Consider the following 17,888-nt stretch of genomic DNA (forward strand, 5'->3'; position numbering starts at 1 on the left):
GGCTCATATCGGTTTAAAGCCTCAGTTTTATAAATTTGAAAATGTATTAAAAGCGATTGAAGATATAAAAAATGGCAAAATGGTAATTATGGTCGATGATGAGGACCGTGAAAATGAAGGAGACTTGGTCTTTTCAGCGGCAAGCAGCGATATGCAAAAGGTAAATTTTGCGATCACTCATGCAAAAGGCGTGCTTTGCCTTGCGATGGATGAAGCAAACGCAAAAAGACTTGATTTGCCACTAATGGTTTCTAAAAATACATCTAGTCACGAAACCGCATTTACTGTCACAATTGACGCAAAGGAAGCAACGACAGGCGTAAGTGCTTATGAGCGAGATATGACGATTAGACTTGCTGCTAGTACTGATTCAGTGCCTGAAAATTTTGTAAGGCCTGGGCATATATTTCCGCTTATTGCAAAAAAAGGTGGTATCCTCGTTCGTACAGGTCACACTGAAGGATCAGTTGATCTTTGCAAACTCGCTGGAGTTAGCCCAATGGCAGCGATTTGTGAGATCGTAAAAGAAGATGGCACAATGGCAAGACGTGATTATTTGGAAGAATTCTGTAAAAAATTTGACCTAAATATGATAAGCGTTTCTGAATTAGTAGAATACAGACTTAGCCACGAAAGCCTAATAGAAGTTTTGCCCGCAAAGAGTGTAAAAATCTGTGGTTTTGAAGCGAAAAGATATGACATAAAAGATCACGAAAATAAAAATCACGCTGCCTATATTTTCGGGGAGATAAAAGCGCAAACTAATGTAAAATTTCAAAAAATAAGTAAAGATCATGAGCTTTTAAGCGGAGATAAATTTGATAATTTATTGAAGGCATTGGATTTTTTAAATAAAAATGGCGGAGTGTTACTATTTTTAGACAGCAATAAAAGCGATGCAAGCTCACAAAAAGATTATGGCATTGGGGCACAAATTTTAAAGTATTTTGGCATAAGCGAAATTGAGCTTTTAAGCTCAAATAAAAATAAAGAATTTGTAAGCCTTGCAGGTTTTGGTCTTGATATAAAGGGCTATAAAGAAATTTAAATAGATAGCCTTTTAGCGCTTTTTATTTAACGCGGATATTAATCATCCTAATAGCAAAATTCTTCACTTGGGAAAATTTTGCCTTTTACATCATTTGCGTAGGATTGCACACTCTTTCTTACAATATCCGCTCCATCAAGATAGCGTTTTACAAATTTTGGTTTAAAGTCTTCAAAAAAACCAAGCATATCAGACCACACAAGTACTTGTCCATCGACGTTTACTCCGGATCCGATACCAATAACTGGCACATGAACCTGCTTTGTTATCTCGCTAGCCACGCTACTCATCGTACCCTCAAGCAAGATACCAAATGCTCCAACTTGCTCAAACGCCAAAGCCTCGTCAATTAATTCTTTTGCCTCGATCTCGCTTCTACCCTTTATCTTATAACCACCTTCAAATTTATAAAACTGAGGCTTTAAACCGATATGAGCCATAACATTTATGCCCTCTTCACAAAGGCGCTTTACTAAATTTACTTGGTGCATGCCAACTTCGAGCTTTACTGCATCGGCATTTGTCTGTTTAAAAAATTTCATCGCATTTTTTATCGCTTGCTTTTCATTTGTGTAGCTACCAAATGGCATATCAGCCATGATAAAAGTATTTTTAGCTCCGTTACAAACGGCCTTTGTATGATAAAGCATGGTATTCATGTCCGCACTTATCGTGCTTTCTTGCATATTAAAACTCATATTTAAGCTATCGCCAACCAAAATAATATCAGCATAATCATCAAAAAGCTTAGCAAATAACGCATCATAGGCAGTTATCATTACAATAGGCTCAATGCCTTTTTTGTTTTTTATATCATTTATGCTTAGTTTTTTCATCTGAGTTTTTTCATTTTTCATTGCAAGCTCCAAGGATTTTAGCTAAAAGGCTAACAATTTTATCAAATTTTTGCTACAATTACGCCAATTTCTTAAGGACATAAAAATGGGTATATTAAAAAGGCTTGAAATAGATTACTCTTATGATATAGTTGAAGAATTTTTATCTCACTATGCTTTAATGTGCGATTTACTCGAGCCTTTGATAATAAATTTAGGAAGAGCTGATAAATATAAAGATAGTATCTTAGAGCTTACTAGGATTTTTCATAATATTAAATCAGCAGCAGGATTCATGCATCTTGATCCGATATTAAAGCTTACAACTTTAGCTGAAGAGATAGCTCAAGAAGCAAGAAGTCTAAAAGGGCCAGCAAATGATAAATTTATAGATTGGTTGCTACTTATTAGCGATCAGTTTAATAAATATAAAGATGACGTCGAGAACGATTTTGAATATTTTAGCGTTCTTGAACCAAAAATCATTGATGTGCCTGCAAAACTTAACTAAATAATTCACTAACCATTTTATTTTTTGGGAGCGACTTGGCTTCGACAGGAGCAGAGTGTGTACGGTGGCACGTCGCTTTGAGCAAAGCGTAAAAAGCTCAAATTAAATTTAAACGCAAACAACGTTAATTTCGCTCCTGCTTACGCTAAAGCTGCGTAAGTTCAGTTGAGCCTTGCTTAGTCTAATTCTAGCTAGGACAAAAGTAAGTAATTTAGCTAGAGTAGGCTCGCAAAGTGACTGCTTGCTAGCTGAAATTTTAGTCTTAGTCTAAATTTTGGTTTTGGAAAGTGAGCCTTTTTAGATGAAATTTTCACTTTTGCTAAGCGTGTAGAGGCTGTATGCATTTTGTTTTTGGACAGGGGTTCGATCCCCCTCGCTTCCACCATTTTATACCTTTTAATCCTTTTCAATCTTTTTAAAAACCTTTATAAAAGCACGACAAAAACGACTTTTGTTATATTTTATTAATTTAAATTGTTTTCAATATTTTTAAGCCTTTGTAATTGCCTTTAAGGACTTTTTACGGATAATTTAAAGGATAAAATATTGTCCGCCAAAAAATGTCCGTAAAAAATCGTCGCTTGATTTTTAGGGGCTTGCGGACACTTAAAGGACAAAAATGCCAAAAATTAACCCTCCCTTGACGGATACGGCCATAAGGGCTTTAAAACCCAAAGATAAGGTTTACAAAAAATCTGATGGGCAAAATTTGTTTATTTTTATAGAGCCAGGCGGTCGTAAATTTTTTGCACTTGAATACAAAAGTCCTCTTACATTAAAAACACGCCGAATTGCCTTGGGTAATTATCCTGATCTTAGCCTCTCAGCCGCCAGAGAAAAACGCAGAGAGTTGGCCGCTCAAATATTAGATGGTATTGATCCGCTAGTAAGTAAAAAGAGCAACAAAACAACACTAAACGACATCGCTACAAAATGGCTAGATATAAAATCCGAAAACATAACTCCAAACTACTTAAAAAAACAAAATTTGATTTTTAACAAGCACGTTGCACCGTATTTAGGCAATCGGCCATTGGACAATATAAAAGCAGTAGAAATAATAGATGTATTAAAGATCATAGAAAAAGCTGGAAATTTAGAAACCATCAAGCGTGTATTTATCTTACTAAATCAAATTTTTAGATACGCCGTCACCTATGAGATAGTTGCTCACAACGTCGTGGCCGATATAAATTTCAAATACGCTTTTAAAACCGCAAAGCCTAAAAATTTCCCTACGATCACGGACGAAAACGAGATACGCACACTGCTTGCATCAATAGATGGATATAATGGTGACATAAAAACAAAAGTTGCACTAAAGCTTGCGATCTATACGGCTATGCGTCCATTTAATGTTAGGGCTGCCCAGTGGGACGAGTTTGATCTATCCGCCAAAATTTGGACAATTAAAGCGGATAAAATGAAAATGAAAGAGGCCTTTAGACTACCACTAGCTGATCAAGTCGTAAATTTATTAAAAGACTACACCAAAATTTGTGGAAAAACTGAAGGGTATCTTTTTCCCAGCACACTATCTAAGAGCCGTCCAATGAGTGAAAATACATTAAATACAGCACTAAGACGCATGGGATATAGCAAAGATGAGATCGTTTCTCATGGCTTTCGTGCGATGTTTTCAACTATGGCCAACGAAAAAAGAAATGAGCATGGCTGCCATGCTGATATTATCGAACGCTGCCTTGCACACAAGGACAAGGATAAAGTAAGAGAAGCTTACAATAGAGCTCAAAATTTAGCAGATATGAAGACGTTAATGCAGTGGTGGGCAGATTATTTGGATGAGTTAGTAAAATAATATGTAAGATATTATGTATTATTTTGTATAGGGTATAAATTTAAAAAATTTTTACAAACCTTGTGATGCATTATGATTTTCTAGCTCACTAAAGGCTTGTTCAATTAAATTTAAGTCATTATCTATCTAAACTCTCCACTTTTTACGGATAGTTTAGATTATGAGTTTTCTAAAAAATGTATAAAATTATTAATTTTTTGTAAGGGGTATAAACCCAAGATGGATACAAGTAGCTATAAAATAAAGATTAAAATTTGATAGGAAAAATCTATTTTCACGAGACAAAGTAAATTTATAATGAGTCGGTAAGCTATACTTGATTATAAAAATATTCTTTCTTACCTTTTCTATAGTAGCCATCTATAACATCAGTAAGTTCGAATCTAAAATATTCAAATATGCGCTTAAACTCTACTAATTTTTCTTCCGACACCGTGAGAAATGGTTTTTCTGTTTCTAATTCCATAAAGCTTTGTTTAAAAAGTTTTATTCCGTATCCTTTATTCTTGTAAGGGGGCATGATAGATAAGTGACATATCTTTTTCTCACTGTATTTTAGAATAGCCAAACCTCTTAAATCATTTTCGTTACAAGAAGTTATTATTTTTTTTGTTCCATTTTTTAAAGATGGTATTACGTTAATAAAATACCAAGCATCAAATTCTGGATAGTATTTTTTTGCCTCTTTGATATAGTCGTATAATACATATTTATTCTGTATATCTGCCTTTATAGGCAAAATGTGATTTGATGTTAAGACAATTGAGGGGTCATAGAATATCATTAAAAAAACACTTTATAAGGTCATAAATAAAATTAGACACTATAGCTACGAGCACCACGAATAACAGGAATTTGTATTTTTCAAATTTTGAACTTTTATGATGAAGGCTTTTTAAAAAGAGTTGATACGATTCTATGCACCCACCACTAAGATTACTCTCCTTAAACTGATAGACCGTCATATTTAAATCGGTATCATAATCTATATATTCACGCCACAAATCATCCTCCAAAACCCTAAAACTTTTTATTGACTTATTTTTTTCTAGTAGTTCCGTAGTAGAATCTAGTATAATAAATGCATTAATTTCCTTAAATTTTATTTTATTATCTATTTGTTTTGTAAAGCGTCTATCCAAATTTATAGATATGCCGGTGATTTTTATAGCTTTAATAAAAGGGTTAGCCGTAGTACCTGAGAGCATTGTGTCAGATATTTTATCCTTAATATTTGTAACTCTAAATCTGAAATAACTATTTTTTTGTTGTTCCTTTACGCTCATTGTAATACTTGTATCATTGTTGATGGTGGTATTACAGAGCTCAATATTACCAAGGTCATACTCTTTTAATCTAAAACTTGATTTATTTTTATCCAGATGTGTTTCTTCGTTAAATATCATGTTTATGGTTTTACCATCACACAAGCGATCCTTGATGTCTATAAAATCAGTTTTGTATATTTTAAAAGGGAGTGTGATATTTATATTAAAGTTTCTACTAATGTTATTGTATTCTTTCCTGGATACCAATACCCCAATTTCAATATATGAGTTTTCGTTATTGTTTGGCAAAAACAGGTTGATGTGAAGTATAGCTTCTATTTTGTCTGCAATATCAGAATCTGCACAAATTGCTATAGGCCATGCGATTGAGTTTTTTTTATTCATAGTTTTTTATCCAATATACGCAAATGATTGTGGTGCTACAAAATTAGGGTACTCTGAATAAGGGCAAATCGCTTTTTTGTATCTATTTGCATGCTTAATTTTAATAGCAAAACCAGTGTTTTTACCGCTAAAGTATTTTAGATATCTTTCTTTATCTATGCCAGCGTCCATACTCGTTTTATCCCATAGCTCTTCTGGACTTGCCTCCAAAATATCATCAATCATAAATTCCCCTATAATTTTTCCTACTGGCTTTGTAACGTATACCTTGACCTTGTCGACATTCTTTTTGAATTTAACTTTTCTAAACTCAAATTTTTTAGTGCCTCCAAAAATAGCCTCGGCAAATTCTGGCTTAATGGACAATAATGCTGTCATTTACTAACCCTTCTTTTAAGATGGCAGAAAAAGCTTCATCTGTTAATTTTACAAAACCCCAATATGTTTTTTCATGGCCTATAATTTTTCTAATTGTATCCAAAATAACACGCTTTTTGAATGATATATTATAGGTCATTTTTATTATTTTCGTATATGTCTTATGGATAAATATACCTTTTAATTCATCATCAGTAAATATATTATGCGGTTTACAGTATGAAATAAAGTCGGATAATTTGTCAAAACTAGATAATTCCCTGTACTCCTCCACAACACATAAAGAGGTCACAACCGATGAATAGTTCGCAGTTCGAGCGTTATTATCCTTTGTTCTATAAATAAGTATACAATCGCCTCTTTTTAGCTGTTCAACACCCAACATATTTGTTATGTAAACTTTATGAATGCTGTTTGATTCCGACATGTCTTTTAATATATCATAATTCTCTGTTTTTAGCATGGAGTCTGAAAACATGCCCGTATGATATTTTGGATAAATACTCAAAATATATTTGTTGCATGTGGTATCAACCGCTGGGTAATCTAACAATATATTATTTTTCAATGTCTGCCTTGAAAATGATATATTTTTCACTAAAACTATCTCGTCGATCTTTTTTCCATGCTTAGTAAAGCCGTATCTTTCTAATAGTTTTATTAATGGGGTTTGTTTTTCAAATACAGTTACATAAATATTATAAATATTATTTGACACAGCAAAATCAAAAATCTTCTTTACAAAGCGTTCTCCTAATTTTGTTCCATGCGCATTTATTTTTAAAGTTCCTATTTTTAACCAAGGTACGTTAGTATCAAGCGCGGGACTAATATCTGTGTTATCTACCTGATTTTCTATTTTTAAATATAGGAAAGCTATTATCTTATTATTATTGTCAAAAAGCAAATATGCTTTTTCGCCAGCATTTGCTTTCTTTTCTATCCATTGGTTAAAGCCTTTATAGTCTTGCCTTAAAGAGTCAAAAAATAAATCGGATACATCAATTTCACGTATATATTTCTCTTTAATATTTGACATTCAACACCCTTTAACTTTTCCTTGCTAATTGTACCAAAAAAAATATTTGATTTCAACCTTCTTCGATCCCATTGAATTCAATTTAAAAAAGGCCAATCATCCAGTCTAACACTCTGCAGCAACCTCTTAAATTTTCGAAAGTTCTCTAAAAGCTTCCAGTTTTTTTAAAACATTTCGTTTAAACTCTTTATTTACATAAGCTAGCGGATAGGCTATTTTTATATCATCTCCCACTAGCTCATGCCTTCGGCTACATCAACCATCACGCGCCGCCGTTTATTAACGCTTCCATTTCTGCATCATCCTCACTCGGTTCGTTTTGCTCTTTCTCCGCCTGAGTTTGCTGCGCCTCATGTATCGCCTTTAACTCTTTTTTTATACCCCTAAAACCTAAATTTTCAGCTTCTTCTATGGTTTTTACATAAAATTCGCCTATATTTACATTTATTTTTATGTAATCATACATGCCTACACCAGGTAAGTGATATATCTTTTCTCCATTATCGTCATTAATATTACATTTTATTTTTGGGTATTCGTTGTCATACGGCAATACGATATGCTCTATCTGTGTTTTTGCCAGCCTCGCACGTGCCTGCTCGTCAAGATTGTCGTAAGCAGAATACAACCTCCCAACAACCTTTTTGTTTGGATTATCCGTTATACGCTCTGCTAAATTATCATTTAGTTGTCTTATTGTATTGCTATGTATTTGACTATCTTCCTTATACCACTTGCATTGTATGATTATTAGTTCTCGCCTTTTTGTTGCAATTATGTCTATCCCATCGTCTTTTTTGCCCATTTTTATACCGTTATACTCTACTTTGTATCCGTTTATCTCATATAAATATCCTATGTATCTTTCGTATCTAGCGCCTATCTCTTCAGGCTTCCTAAATGCTCTTTCGTTTTCATATTCGTCTAAAATTTTTTGTTGATATCTTTTTGGATCATTTTTTATCAAAAAATTATCAAATTCTTTTTGGCATATAGGACATTTATTTGGATTTAGATGAGCCATTACTATTTTATGCTCACATGGAGATAAATACTGTTGATTTAATTCTATTTTTTGTCTTAAAAGTCCATTGAGTATATCATTTTTTTCAATTAAAAAATCAAGTCTTTTATCATTAATTCCCCAAAAACATTTATCATAATAGTACAAACTAGTCAACAAAACAGATCGATCCACTAGTTCAAAATTTCTAAAATTTAATATAGGAATATTATTTTCCTCTATAAAGAAATCTACGTTTATGTCCGCTACTTTTTCTGCCAACTCTTTATTTTCATTCATTAACGTATATGCTATTTTAAATATTCTATTTTGCTGCTCTCTAAAATTTTTAAATATCGCTATTTTTCTTTTTAGCTCGTTTATATCGTCGTCATCATTAATTATTTCTTGACTGTATTTTTCTTTTGCTGATTCATACAAATGGATATTACAACGCTTTTTATATTCGTCGTTTTTAGGTAAAATATGCTCGTATTTAAGATTTTCACTTATTGCTTCTTGTAATTCAAGTATAGCTTTTTTTAAATTGTTTTTTTCAAGCTCCACTTCTTTTTCCTCTACCTTATTTGCATACCATACTGCAACAGTAGTAACGGTAACTGAAATAATTAAAAAAATATAGCCACCATCATGTTTTTCTTTTTCTATTACGATGTAGCCAAGTATCAAAAAACCACAAGATAAAAGATGTAGCAAAATTATGAGTATGGTTGTCATCATTTAAAAAAACTTATCAATTTTGTCCACAATGGCTATTCTTTTTTATCCTTCAGTTGTAGCTCTCTTAAATTTTCGAAAGCTCTCTAAAAGCTTCCAGCTTTTTTAAAACGTTTTGTTTAAACTCTTTATTTGCATAAGCTAGTAGATAGGCTATTTTTATATCGTCCCCCACTAGCTCGCGCGTTCCGCCTTCTATTTTTATGAGGCCATACTCGTTTAAGCCGGTGGCCTCGCCAGGATCTAGCAAGATACCGCGTATTTTCCGCTCTATTGCATGCGCTGCAGCGGCCATTTCTTGCGGTATTCCGCTAAATGTGATTTTTTTAAGCTCTTCTCTTGTTAGTTGAAAAATTTTCATAAACTCGTCATTTGTCTTTATAAATAAGCGTTTTTTTAAGTCTTCTAAATTTTTATATTCTCTATTCGGATCATTTTCTTTTATGGCATTTATGAGTTCGATATCTTCGTCTTTTGCTGAGCTTTGTCCTATGTGATAGTTTCCCACGCTTACGTTATTTCCGTTTATAAAATGCCCATTTGATACGTTTATGCCGCTCTCTAAATATTGCGGAGATACATTTAGTTTGGCTGAAATTTCTAAAAGCCTAGCCCTTGGAATAGCACCTCTCGTTTTCCAGCCATCTAAGGTTTTGTATGGGATTTCTAAAATTTCCGCCAACCCTGTATCGTTTTTTACTCCGAGAGAAAATCTCACGCGAGCCAAAATTTCGTCCACTTGACTCATTTTAATCTCCTTTTTAAGGTTTTTTACCTATAATTACCTTGACAAAAAAGGATTTTGCAGGTATAATTCCTTTAAAATTTAACTGAAATGTTAAATATTCTTAACATTATAGCGTAAAAAGGGTTTTTAAATGGATAAAAAACTAAACGTTAAGTTCGATATCGTAGCCGTTACGCAACGTATAGATATGGCAAGAAGACTGCTTGATTACGGTAAAAGTGACTTTGCAAAGCAGGTGCTTAATACCACCAGGGTTTCTTACTGGAGTATTATCAAAGAAAACAGACCACCTTTGTCGTGGATTTTCTTGCTTGTGGAGAAATTTGACATCTCGCTTAGGTGGTTGATCTTCGGCGAAGGCGAAATTTTTAACAAAAAGGATAGATCATGACTGAGCAATTTGCCTTAAGCGTTATTGCCGTAGTTGTTTGTGCTTTTGTAGGCGGTGCTATGCTTACGCTTGGCATGTTAGCTTTGTTTTTTAAAAAAAGGAGCTAGATCATGACAACGATGAGGGAGTATATTAGAGTAGATCACGCTAGCATACTTGAAACGTGCAAGAAAAATCTACAAAATTTAAGCTATCTTGACCGCAAGCATGACAGACATGATCGTTTTAAGATATATGAGCACGCCCTTTTCGTTAAGCAAAATTACCTCTGTCCACATTTTGATGAAGTGGCAGATATGTATTATAAAGCACTTGAATGTGCATCAAGCGAAAGCGAGATCGCGGACTACGTTTCAAAGCATACTGGCAAAAATAAAGCTGCAATTTATTTTTATTTTAGACGTTTTCGTTTTAAAAATCCTGAGTTTGCACAAGAGGTCATAGAAATTTTAAAGAAATTTATAAAAGAAAATAGTCTTTTTTCGGATGTGAACAATGGATAACAATATATTTCAAACGATAAAACAAACAATATCTAAGCATGATTTTAAAGATTTTGTGCAAAGTGTTTATGGCATAGAGTTTAAAAGCGGAAATGCTTTTTGTCCGTTTCATGACCATGGTCATAATACACCAAGTCTTGGCATCAATTCTGATTCTAATGGTGCATTCTTTAAGTGCTTTGCATGCAATGCCAGTGGCGATATAACAAAATTTGTTGAGCTAAAAGAGCATATCTCTCCACTTCAAGCTGCCAAGAAAGTTTGCGATCATTTTGATATACCAAATACGATCAATGCAAAAGAGATGAGCGAGGAAGAGAAAAAGGCCTATGAAGAACATCAAGCACTGATAAAAGCCGAAAACGAAGCACGCGTAAAAAAAGAAGCTGAACAAAGAGCCAAAAAAGAAGTCGCACTTAAAGCTCGTTTGGCAAAAATAGCACCGCAACTTGTGGAAAATAAGCTTAAAAATTACGATCTTATCAAAGATCAAATTTCAGCACTATTCCCAATACAAATCAATAACTTTGATTCATATAGCCGCGAACTTATCGGTTATAGCTTTGAGCATAAAAGTCTAGCGATCATCATAAGAGACGCTAATGGCGCACCTATAAATATCAAATATAGAGAGAAATTTGCCTATGACACACATAAGGGCGAGCTAACAAGTGAGAGAATGCCTGGAAAGTGGATAGGCGAAAGCGGCGCACACGCTAGCCCTTTTCCTCTAAATTTTTACGATGATTATAAAGGTAGTAATGTAGTCATTTGCGAAGGCGAGAAAGACGCATTAAATTTGATGTGTTTTAATGTCTGCGCCTTGACACTTGGTGGCGTAACTGCTAGCTGGGAAGAATACAAAGAACTTCTAAGAGACAAGCATATATTTATCTGGTTTGATCACGATGAGGCCGGATATGAAAATGCGATAAAGAAATTTTATGAGATCAAAGATGTAGCTAGAAGCGTACGAATAGTGCTATTTTATATGATCGGCAAAAACTTTTCAAAAGGCTATGATATTAGCGATTATCTCTATGATCACGCCTATAAATTTCAAAACGCTAGCCCACTTGAAGTAGTGGCCTTTAGCTGTTTTGAACCAACAAACGTCGTTATAGATGAGATATGCGAATACTTTCCGAACCTTTCGGCAAAGCTAGATAAATTTAAACAAAATCTACCTATAAAAGAATTTCGCCAAATCAAGGCCGAGATACTGGCAAGAGACGAAGAAGGTAATTTTATAAATATCTTTCCAGTAAAAGGCGAACTTGACGACAAGTATGTCGATGAAGTGCTGAATTATGCAAAAGAGCTAGAAAGAAAAATGGGCGAGAGATATGAGGAATTTAAAAAAGCTTATATCCAAAGCTTCCTTTTAACCGAGCAAGAGGAGCAAAATTTCGAGCGTTTTTCAAAAGCTTTTAGCGATGCTTTCCGCATAAATAAAACCATGCGTACAAACTATCATCAAACGCATATTACAGATATGGTAGCAAGTCTAAATCAGACTTTTTTAAAACTAGGCTACCGTCTGGGTGAGTATAAAAAGAATTTGCACGTTTGGGCGAGTAATCATTTCATGCAGATAGATACAAATGCATTGGCCAAATTTATTCACTCTCATTGGATGGCTGCTGCATATGTGGACAAGAAAAAACAAAGCCGCGAAAACGTCAATAAGATAGTCGAGGATCTAACCAGCTTATCGCTAGATTTAGATGAGATAAAATCTCACGAATCTCGCCGTGTCATAAATTTATTAAATGGCACGATTTTTATTAGTAAAAATGGCGTTATTACATTTAAGAAAAAGCACGACTATAAAGATGCTGCTACAAATATCTTAAAATTTAACTACGATCCTTCGGCCAAGTGTCCAAAGTGGAACAAATTCTTACGCGATATTATGAGCGATGAAGACGACATAAAAACACTTATGGAGTTTATTGGCTATTGCTTTATTCCTAGCCATGAGTTTGAAAGCTTTTTGTTTTTATACGGCAAAAGTGGCGCAAACGGCAAGAGTGTTATATTAGACACCATCAGAAACTTTTTTGGTGAGGACAATGTTTCATCTCTCCAGCTTCAGCAGTTTGAAGGGCATCAACTTTGCGCTCTTACAAACAAGCTCTTAAACATTGGCTCTGAGATCGACAAAAACGGCACCGACAAAGGACAGCTAGCGAACTTAAAAGCTATCGTCAGCACAAAAGATGCGATAACTATAAACCCAAAAAACGAAGAGCCCTACTCTTTGCTTCCAAATGAGAAGCCAAAGCTAGCATTTGCTGGCAATGAAAAGCCAAAAAGTGGCATAGATAATGGCGTTTTTAGACGAATGTTGCTTATTGTGTTTGATAAAGAAGTAAAAGATAATCAGAAAATAAGAGGTCTTAGCGATCGTTTTAATGATGAGCTAGGAGGTATCTTTAATCTAGCTCTTGAAGGACTAAAACGCCTTATTATTCAGAACAAATTTACTCGCTCTAAACGTATGCAAACTGAGCTTGAAGAGTATAAAGATAGTGTAAATCCGCTTCGCACCTTTGTTAAAGATGCGATTATTGCAGATGCCGACTATTTTGTGCCGTCAGTGCCACTTTATAAGGTTTATCTGGCATACATGAACGATAAAGGCGGTAAACCTATCACACAAAAGAACTTTGTTCAAGCCCTACGTGACGAGCTAACCCTTGCTGGCATAAGTTGCTCTTATGGTCAAAAACGCATGTCAGCAAACTATATTGGAGTAGGCGATAGACCAAGGTGCTTTTTTGGTTTTAGGGTAAGCAGCGACAATCTTGACTTTGATAGTGTAAGGATAGAAAACGGTGGCGAACTTATCATAAACCAGATAAGCCACTATCAAGCCAATGGAGCAAAAGCCGATGAAAACTAACCTTTTCTTGTGGCTCACGATGATTTTAACTAAAAATATCTACAAAGCGTCCTATTTTAGGGCGTTTGATAGATGTTTTACATCTGGGTGGCTCACTTCTGGCTCACGATTTTTATTTTTCTTGAGCCAGCAAAAAGCCGTTTTTATGGGGCTTGGCGTGCTTTTGGCTCACAATCTCGCCATTTTTGCCCCTATATTGGTTTGAAATTATTTTTTTATTTTTAAAAATTTTTTTCATAGCTATATATATAAAAAATGATGAGCCAAAGAGAAATCTTAAGCTATTAAATACCGATAAAATCGTATTTAACTGCTGGCTCAAGAAGTTTAAACTTATGAGCCAAAGATTTTATAAAATTACGTATTCTAGGGGTTTGGGGTGGCTCACTATTTTTTAGTGATTATGAGCCACATGAGCCAAGCGAGCCAAAAAAGGAAAATAGATGAAGCAGATGAACGAAACGCAGCAAAAGGCTTTTGAGATATATCTCGAAAGTGCGACGTTTGAGAGCGATTATAAGCCTATTAGCGAGGAGCAGCTAGCTTCAAAGCTTGATGCTCTAGGATTAAAAGGTTCAAGCAGCTCAATAAATCGCTGGAAAAAGGATTTTAACTGGGTACAAGCCCTACGAAACAAAGTAACTCTAGCCATGAGCGAGGATAAGCAAACTAGAAATTTGCTTCAAAGATCAAGCCTAGAAACCGTGGTTAAAAACACCAAGGTTGATATCGAGCGAAACAATGTTTTGTTAGCTGCTAGCTATGAAATCATGGAGGGTGAGGCAAGGCGTATTGTAGCCAGACAAAGGGAAACTGGTGTAGTTAGTGCAGAGGACTTTGAGAGAGTAAAATTTATTTCTTCTCTCTCGGCTGGCAGAAGCGACAAGATGCTAGACCGCATGGCCATCATGCCACCAGAGGCGGTTTCAGCTCAGCAACTCTTATCTCGTTTAAATGGGGTCAAGGTTGAGTTTGAGGACGATGTCATTGACGCAGAGGTGCAGGATGAAAAAGCTAGCTCTTAGACTTATACTGGCTTTTATTTTGGTTTTTGTTTTGGCAGTATTTCAAAATTTAGCAAATTTATAAAGGAAAAAAGATGAATGTAGGATATTTTAAACGCAAAAGCTACAAAAACGCTGATGGCGAAGAGATCGGCTACGCAGGTGGAACTATCATGATCCCATTTTTAAGACCCATAGAGGTAGTTATGCTTAGCACTAGCGCAGAAGAGAGGAAGAAAAACAAAGACTTTCCAGGCTTTCAGTTAGCCCTTCAAAAGCCAAAAGGCTACGAGGGCAGTAGGCAGATAATAGGCGCACTATGGGGCAGACAGAGCAAAGATGGTACAAAAAGCTATTTAAGTGGCTTCATAGAAACACCGGCAGTGCCAGGCTATAAAGTATATATAGCTCTTTTTAACGCTGGTGAGAATGCTAAAGATGGTGTGCTATATGATGTCGTTTGGAACGCACCAAGACGAAGCGACTATCAAGATGTGCCACCTAGCGATGAGACTACATTTTACGTAGATGATCAAGAGATACCATTTTAAGGATACAAGATGGAAATAATTAAAATTTACGTTTGTAGTCCATACTCGGTATTTGGGAACAATAAGAAAAAGGCAAGAGAGGTGGCGATCAAGGCACTAGCAGAAGCCAATGAGTATTTTAACGGAGATGAAAGGTATGAGCTTTTTAGTCCAGTTCTAAACAATGCAGCCTATAAAAACCTTAGCTATAGCGAGGTTATGGCGATTTGCCTAAAACAGCTTGATAGTTGTGGCGCTTTATTTGTCCCTAGCACAAAGACCTGCGACAAAGAGCTTATTCTAGGCTCAGAGGGCATCGGCATAGAGATAAGGCACGCCTTTATCAAAGACTACGCTATTTACGATCCAGGCGATATTCTTGATGCCATGAGGTTAAAAATCAAATGACAACAGCCGAGCTAAAAGACGCAGCCATCTTTGTGATGGCTTACTCATTTTTAAAGATGGATAGCTCAGAAGAACTGGGGCTTTTCATCAACAAAAAGGCGAGCAAATTTATAACAGATTTGATCGATGCAATGACGCCCATTGTTAAGCATTATTATGAATTTCAAAAACGCATAGACCTGCAAATAGCAGCGCTAGATAACAAGGCTAGGGTTTGCAAAAATGATTTTAGCACGACAGCACCACAACTTGCTTGTGATTTGCTCTATCTAAAATTTGCACCAAACAACCGTAAAGGGCAGAGGCTAGCACCCATCCTAGCAGAATTTTACGCTTGCAATAAAGATAAGATAGCGTATATTCTAAATAAAAGTTACGACACAAAATACAGCAAGGAAGCCGAGGACAGCCAAAACCTAGCGTATTTTTACATTGAAAATATTTAAAAGGGTAAACAATGAAAGCTAAATTTCTCAAATTAAGAAAAACAATATTCAATAGTATATTAATAAGTTTATGGGTCGCACTCTGCTTTATTTTTTTGTTTTTTAATAATGCTACCTTTGGCGATTATTTTTATGCCTATCGACACTTTAAGACATCCGGTGTGGCTCTTTAAAGACATTGTAGATAGGTTTAAACAAGCCTTAAATGAAACATTTTAACCACGATGGTATAAGAGATTTTGCAAGCGACAATCGAGGAGCTAGCGGTGCTTGAAAAACGGCTCGATAGTCTAAAAGTAAAGATGGATTTAGCCTTAAGATCGAATAGAGAGCCATACAGAGCCTGGGTGGACGAGCTACGAGAGATTAAAAATATAGTAGAAAGGATTAGAAAATGAATACAAAAGGTGTTTCCATAGAGGAAACATGTGGATTAGGATATGGGGAAAATAAACTATTTAAGGAGAGTTTTATGTGTCTTAGTGACTTAAGAGAGGTACTGGCAAAATTAAGCCTCTTGGGGGACAGGATAAGCAAAATACAAACAAAAAATGCGCGCGTATCTTGCAGCATCAGCTTTTATTGGGAGTTTGAGATCTATATCGTGTGCCGTTCTTTTAGAGGCAGCCGATGCCGCTTCAAGCCTGAGGAGACAGGGGTTGTATTTGAAATAGATTTGGATGTTCCCGATCTAGAAGTAGATGAAATCTTAGAAAAACTCTTTGAAATTTTAAAGGCGCCAGAATTAAAAAACGCAGGCTTAGGCGCATATTTTGCTCGAGAAAAAAGGAGGTTTAATAGAGATGTTTAGATTACCGCGGAATTTAAAGGATAAAAAATGACACCACTTTTACCTATAACAGATCCTATCACAACTAAACAAGCTTGCGAGCTTTTAAAGTGCAATGCCGTAACCTTGTGGCGTTACGTCAGAGATGGCAAGTTTAGAAAGTATGCCGTCACTCGCAAGAATGTCCTTTATTCTAAAAGCGAGATCATGGCTTTTCTTGAGGCCTCAGCAGTCTCATCACCTTGGTTTTAAAGGACTTTGGCTAAAATAATGAGAAAAGGACAAACATGAATGCGATTTTAACCATAGGTACAGTTACTATAGTTATCTTACTTGTGATGATAGCCTATGATTATGCTAAAAAGTCCAAGACCCAAGGCTAGCTTATCCAAATACTCTTTTGCTAGCGATTACGTAGCGTATAATCCTATAATCCAAGTAAAATATCATAAAACTAAGCGGCGAACTCGCCGCACCCTATAAATTTATCAAAACATCTTTTCTTTGATGCTACTAAAACGCCTACAAGAGCGTTTAGTTACGATCGTTAAAAATTTAGCGCAACCGCCTTACTCGCAAGCTCCAACGCTAGCGCGGCAAAGTGGCTGGCTTATCAAAGAAATTTCTACTTATTTTTTTATAAGCAGATTAGATTAAAGTGCGTTTTTGGATATTGTCGCCATTTTAACTGCCAACAATATGAAAAAAGTTTGAAAAATTTTAAAATTTTTAGTGTGGCCGTAGTATTGTATGGCGCAGGCCAAATGGGTTCATAGCCCCCCCTATCAAAGATTTTATAGCTAGCTTTGATCTAGTAAGCAGCTCACACAAACCAACCAACACACATGCCAGCCAAGCCAACATAGCTAGCACGCCCACACAAAGACCACTAGGCACATTAAATTGCCTCGTAATTTTTCGTAATCTCTTAACCATAAGCAAGAAACAATCCACAAATTCCCGCGCATTTCGCCCAAGGCTCGCCCAAAGCTTTGCCGTCTCAGACGCACCAGATCAAGAACCATACAAGTTTTCATCTCAAAGCTCACACGCCCAAGCATTCCGCATCATCACGCTATCAAACCATACAACCGGAACTGTAAAAGAAATTTTGA

Annotated in this window: 19 protein-coding genes and 1 other RNA gene; 13 read left to right on the plus strand and 7 right to left on the minus strand. The window is 35.4% G+C overall.

Annotation, left to right across the window (positions count from 1 at the left end):
- Positions 1 to 7: 7 nt before the first annotated feature.
- On the plus strand, positions 8 to 1,048 hold the full coding sequence (locus tag F3H01_RS03285) for a bifunctional 3,4-dihydroxy-2-butanone 4-phosphate synthase/GTP cyclohydrolase II (RefSeq protein ID WP_149724821.1): 1,041 nt from the start codon (positions 8 to 10) through the stop codon (positions 1,046 to 1,048).
- Between the two features lie 47 nt (positions 1,049 to 1,095).
- Here F3H01_RS03285 and panB read toward each other — a convergent pair whose 3' ends face one another.
- Positions 1,096 to 1,905, minus strand: a complete 810-nt coding sequence (panB, locus tag F3H01_RS03290) for a 3-methyl-2-oxobutanoate hydroxymethyltransferase (RefSeq protein ID WP_149724822.1) — start codon at positions 1,903 to 1,905, stop codon at positions 1,096 to 1,098.
- Positions 1,906 to 1,990: 85 nt separating this feature from the next.
- Here panB and F3H01_RS03295 point away from each other — a divergent pair, with 85 nt between their 5' ends.
- The 3 genes from F3H01_RS03295 (at position 1,991) to F3H01_RS03305 (ending at position 4,214) form a co-directional block, all read left to right on the plus strand.
- Positions 1,991 to 2,395, plus strand: coding sequence for a phosphorelay protein (locus F3H01_RS03295; protein ID WP_084042130.1), 405 nt, complete (start codon positions 1,991 to 1,993; stop codon positions 2,393 to 2,395).
- A 26-nt stretch (positions 2,396 to 2,421) separates the two neighbouring features.
- Positions 2,422 to 2,780: a transfer-messenger RNA gene (ssrA, locus tag F3H01_RS03300) on the plus strand.
- A 234-nt stretch (positions 2,781 to 3,014) separates the two neighbouring features.
- Complete coding sequence (locus F3H01_RS03305; protein WP_149724823.1) at positions 3,015 to 4,214, plus strand: tyrosine-type recombinase/integrase; 1,200 nt, start codon at positions 3,015 to 3,017, stop codon at positions 4,212 to 4,214.
- A 310-nt stretch (positions 4,215 to 4,524) separates the two neighbouring features.
- On the opposite strand, the gene F3H01_RS03310 is transcribed toward F3H01_RS03305, so the two are convergent.
- From F3H01_RS03310 to F3H01_RS03335, 6 genes are all read right to left on the minus strand, one after another.
- Complete coding sequence (locus F3H01_RS03310; RefSeq protein ID WP_149724824.1) at positions 4,525 to 4,998, minus strand: N-acetyltransferase; 474 nt, start codon at positions 4,996 to 4,998, stop codon at positions 4,525 to 4,527.
- Entirely contained in the window at positions 4,985 to 5,887 is a 903-nt protein-coding gene (locus F3H01_RS03315) for a hypothetical protein (protein WP_223155344.1), read from the minus strand. Before F3H01_RS03315 ends, F3H01_RS03310 begins: the two co-directional genes overlap by 14 nt.
- A gap of 6 nt (positions 5,888 to 5,893) precedes the next feature.
- On the minus strand, positions 5,894 to 6,265 hold the full coding sequence (locus tag F3H01_RS03320; RefSeq protein WP_149724825.1) for an ASCH domain-containing protein: 372 nt from the start codon (positions 6,263 to 6,265) through the stop codon (positions 5,894 to 5,896).
- Positions 6,243 to 7,304, minus strand: coding sequence for a GNAT family N-acetyltransferase (locus F3H01_RS03325; RefSeq protein WP_149724826.1), 1,062 nt, complete (start codon positions 7,302 to 7,304; stop codon positions 6,243 to 6,245). Before F3H01_RS03325 ends, F3H01_RS03320 begins: the two co-directional genes overlap by 23 nt.
- Positions 7,305 to 7,566: 262 nt before the next feature.
- On the minus strand, positions 7,567 to 9,048 hold the full coding sequence (locus tag F3H01_RS03330) for a restriction endonuclease (protein ID WP_149724827.1): 1,482 nt from the start codon (positions 9,046 to 9,048) through the stop codon (positions 7,567 to 7,569).
- 64 nt (positions 9,049 to 9,112) lie between these two features.
- On the minus strand, positions 9,113 to 9,793 hold the full coding sequence (locus F3H01_RS03335; RefSeq protein ID WP_149724828.1) for a helix-turn-helix domain-containing protein: 681 nt from the start codon (positions 9,791 to 9,793) through the stop codon (positions 9,113 to 9,115).
- A gap of 130 nt (positions 9,794 to 9,923) precedes the next feature.
- On the opposite strand from F3H01_RS03335, the gene F3H01_RS03340 reads away from it, so the two are divergent.
- From F3H01_RS03340 to F3H01_RS03380, 9 genes are all read left to right on the plus strand, one after another.
- Entirely contained in the window at positions 9,924 to 10,184 is a 261-nt protein-coding gene (locus F3H01_RS03340; protein WP_149724829.1) for a helix-turn-helix domain-containing protein, read from the plus strand.
- 110 nt (positions 10,185 to 10,294) lie between these two features.
- On the plus strand, positions 10,295 to 10,687 hold the full coding sequence (locus tag F3H01_RS03345; RefSeq protein ID WP_149724830.1) for a hypothetical protein: 393 nt from the start codon (positions 10,295 to 10,297) through the stop codon (positions 10,685 to 10,687).
- Positions 10,680 to 13,595: a phage/plasmid primase, P4 family gene (locus F3H01_RS03350; RefSeq protein WP_149724831.1), complete on the plus strand. Its 2,916-nt coding sequence runs from the start codon at positions 10,680 to 10,682 to the stop codon at positions 13,593 to 13,595. Before F3H01_RS03345 ends, F3H01_RS03350 begins: the two co-directional genes overlap by 8 nt.
- A 443-nt stretch (positions 13,596 to 14,038) precedes the next feature.
- Positions 14,039 to 14,620, plus strand: a complete 582-nt coding sequence (locus F3H01_RS03355) for a hypothetical protein (RefSeq protein WP_149724832.1) — start codon at positions 14,039 to 14,041, stop codon at positions 14,618 to 14,620.
- A gap of 74 nt (positions 14,621 to 14,694) precedes the next feature.
- A complete protein-coding gene (locus tag F3H01_RS03360) occupies positions 14,695 to 15,150 on the plus strand; it encodes a DUF736 family protein (RefSeq protein WP_149724833.1) in 456 nt (151 codons plus the stop codon).
- Between the two features lie 9 nt (positions 15,151 to 15,159).
- Entirely contained in the window at positions 15,160 to 15,537 is a 378-nt protein-coding gene (locus F3H01_RS03365) for a hypothetical protein (RefSeq protein WP_149724834.1), read from the plus strand.
- Positions 15,534 to 15,983 carry a hypothetical protein gene (locus F3H01_RS03370; RefSeq protein WP_149724835.1) on the plus strand — a complete coding sequence of 150 codons (450 nt, stop codon included), beginning with the start codon at positions 15,534 to 15,536 and terminating at the stop codon, positions 15,981 to 15,983. The genes F3H01_RS03365 and F3H01_RS03370 overlap by 4 nt, the downstream gene beginning before the upstream one ends.
- Before the next feature lie 394 nt (positions 15,984 to 16,377).
- The gene (locus F3H01_RS03375; protein WP_149724836.1) at positions 16,378 to 16,794 is read left to right on the plus strand and encodes a hypothetical protein; all 417 of its coding nucleotides are present in this window, start codon (positions 16,378 to 16,380) and stop codon (positions 16,792 to 16,794) included.
- Positions 16,795 to 16,821: 27 nt separating this feature from the next.
- Positions 16,822 to 17,025 (plus strand): helix-turn-helix domain-containing protein, encoded by a 204-nt coding sequence (locus tag F3H01_RS03380; protein WP_149724837.1) that lies wholly within the window; start codon positions 16,822 to 16,824, stop codon positions 17,023 to 17,025.
- The last annotated feature ends 863 nt before the right edge of the window (positions 17,026 to 17,888 follow it).

Source organism: Campylobacter concisus, from assembly GCF_902460875.1.
In the GTDB taxonomy this organism is placed as follows: domain Bacteria; phylum Campylobacterota; class Campylobacteria; order Campylobacterales; family Campylobacteraceae; genus Campylobacter_A; species Campylobacter_A concisus_AA.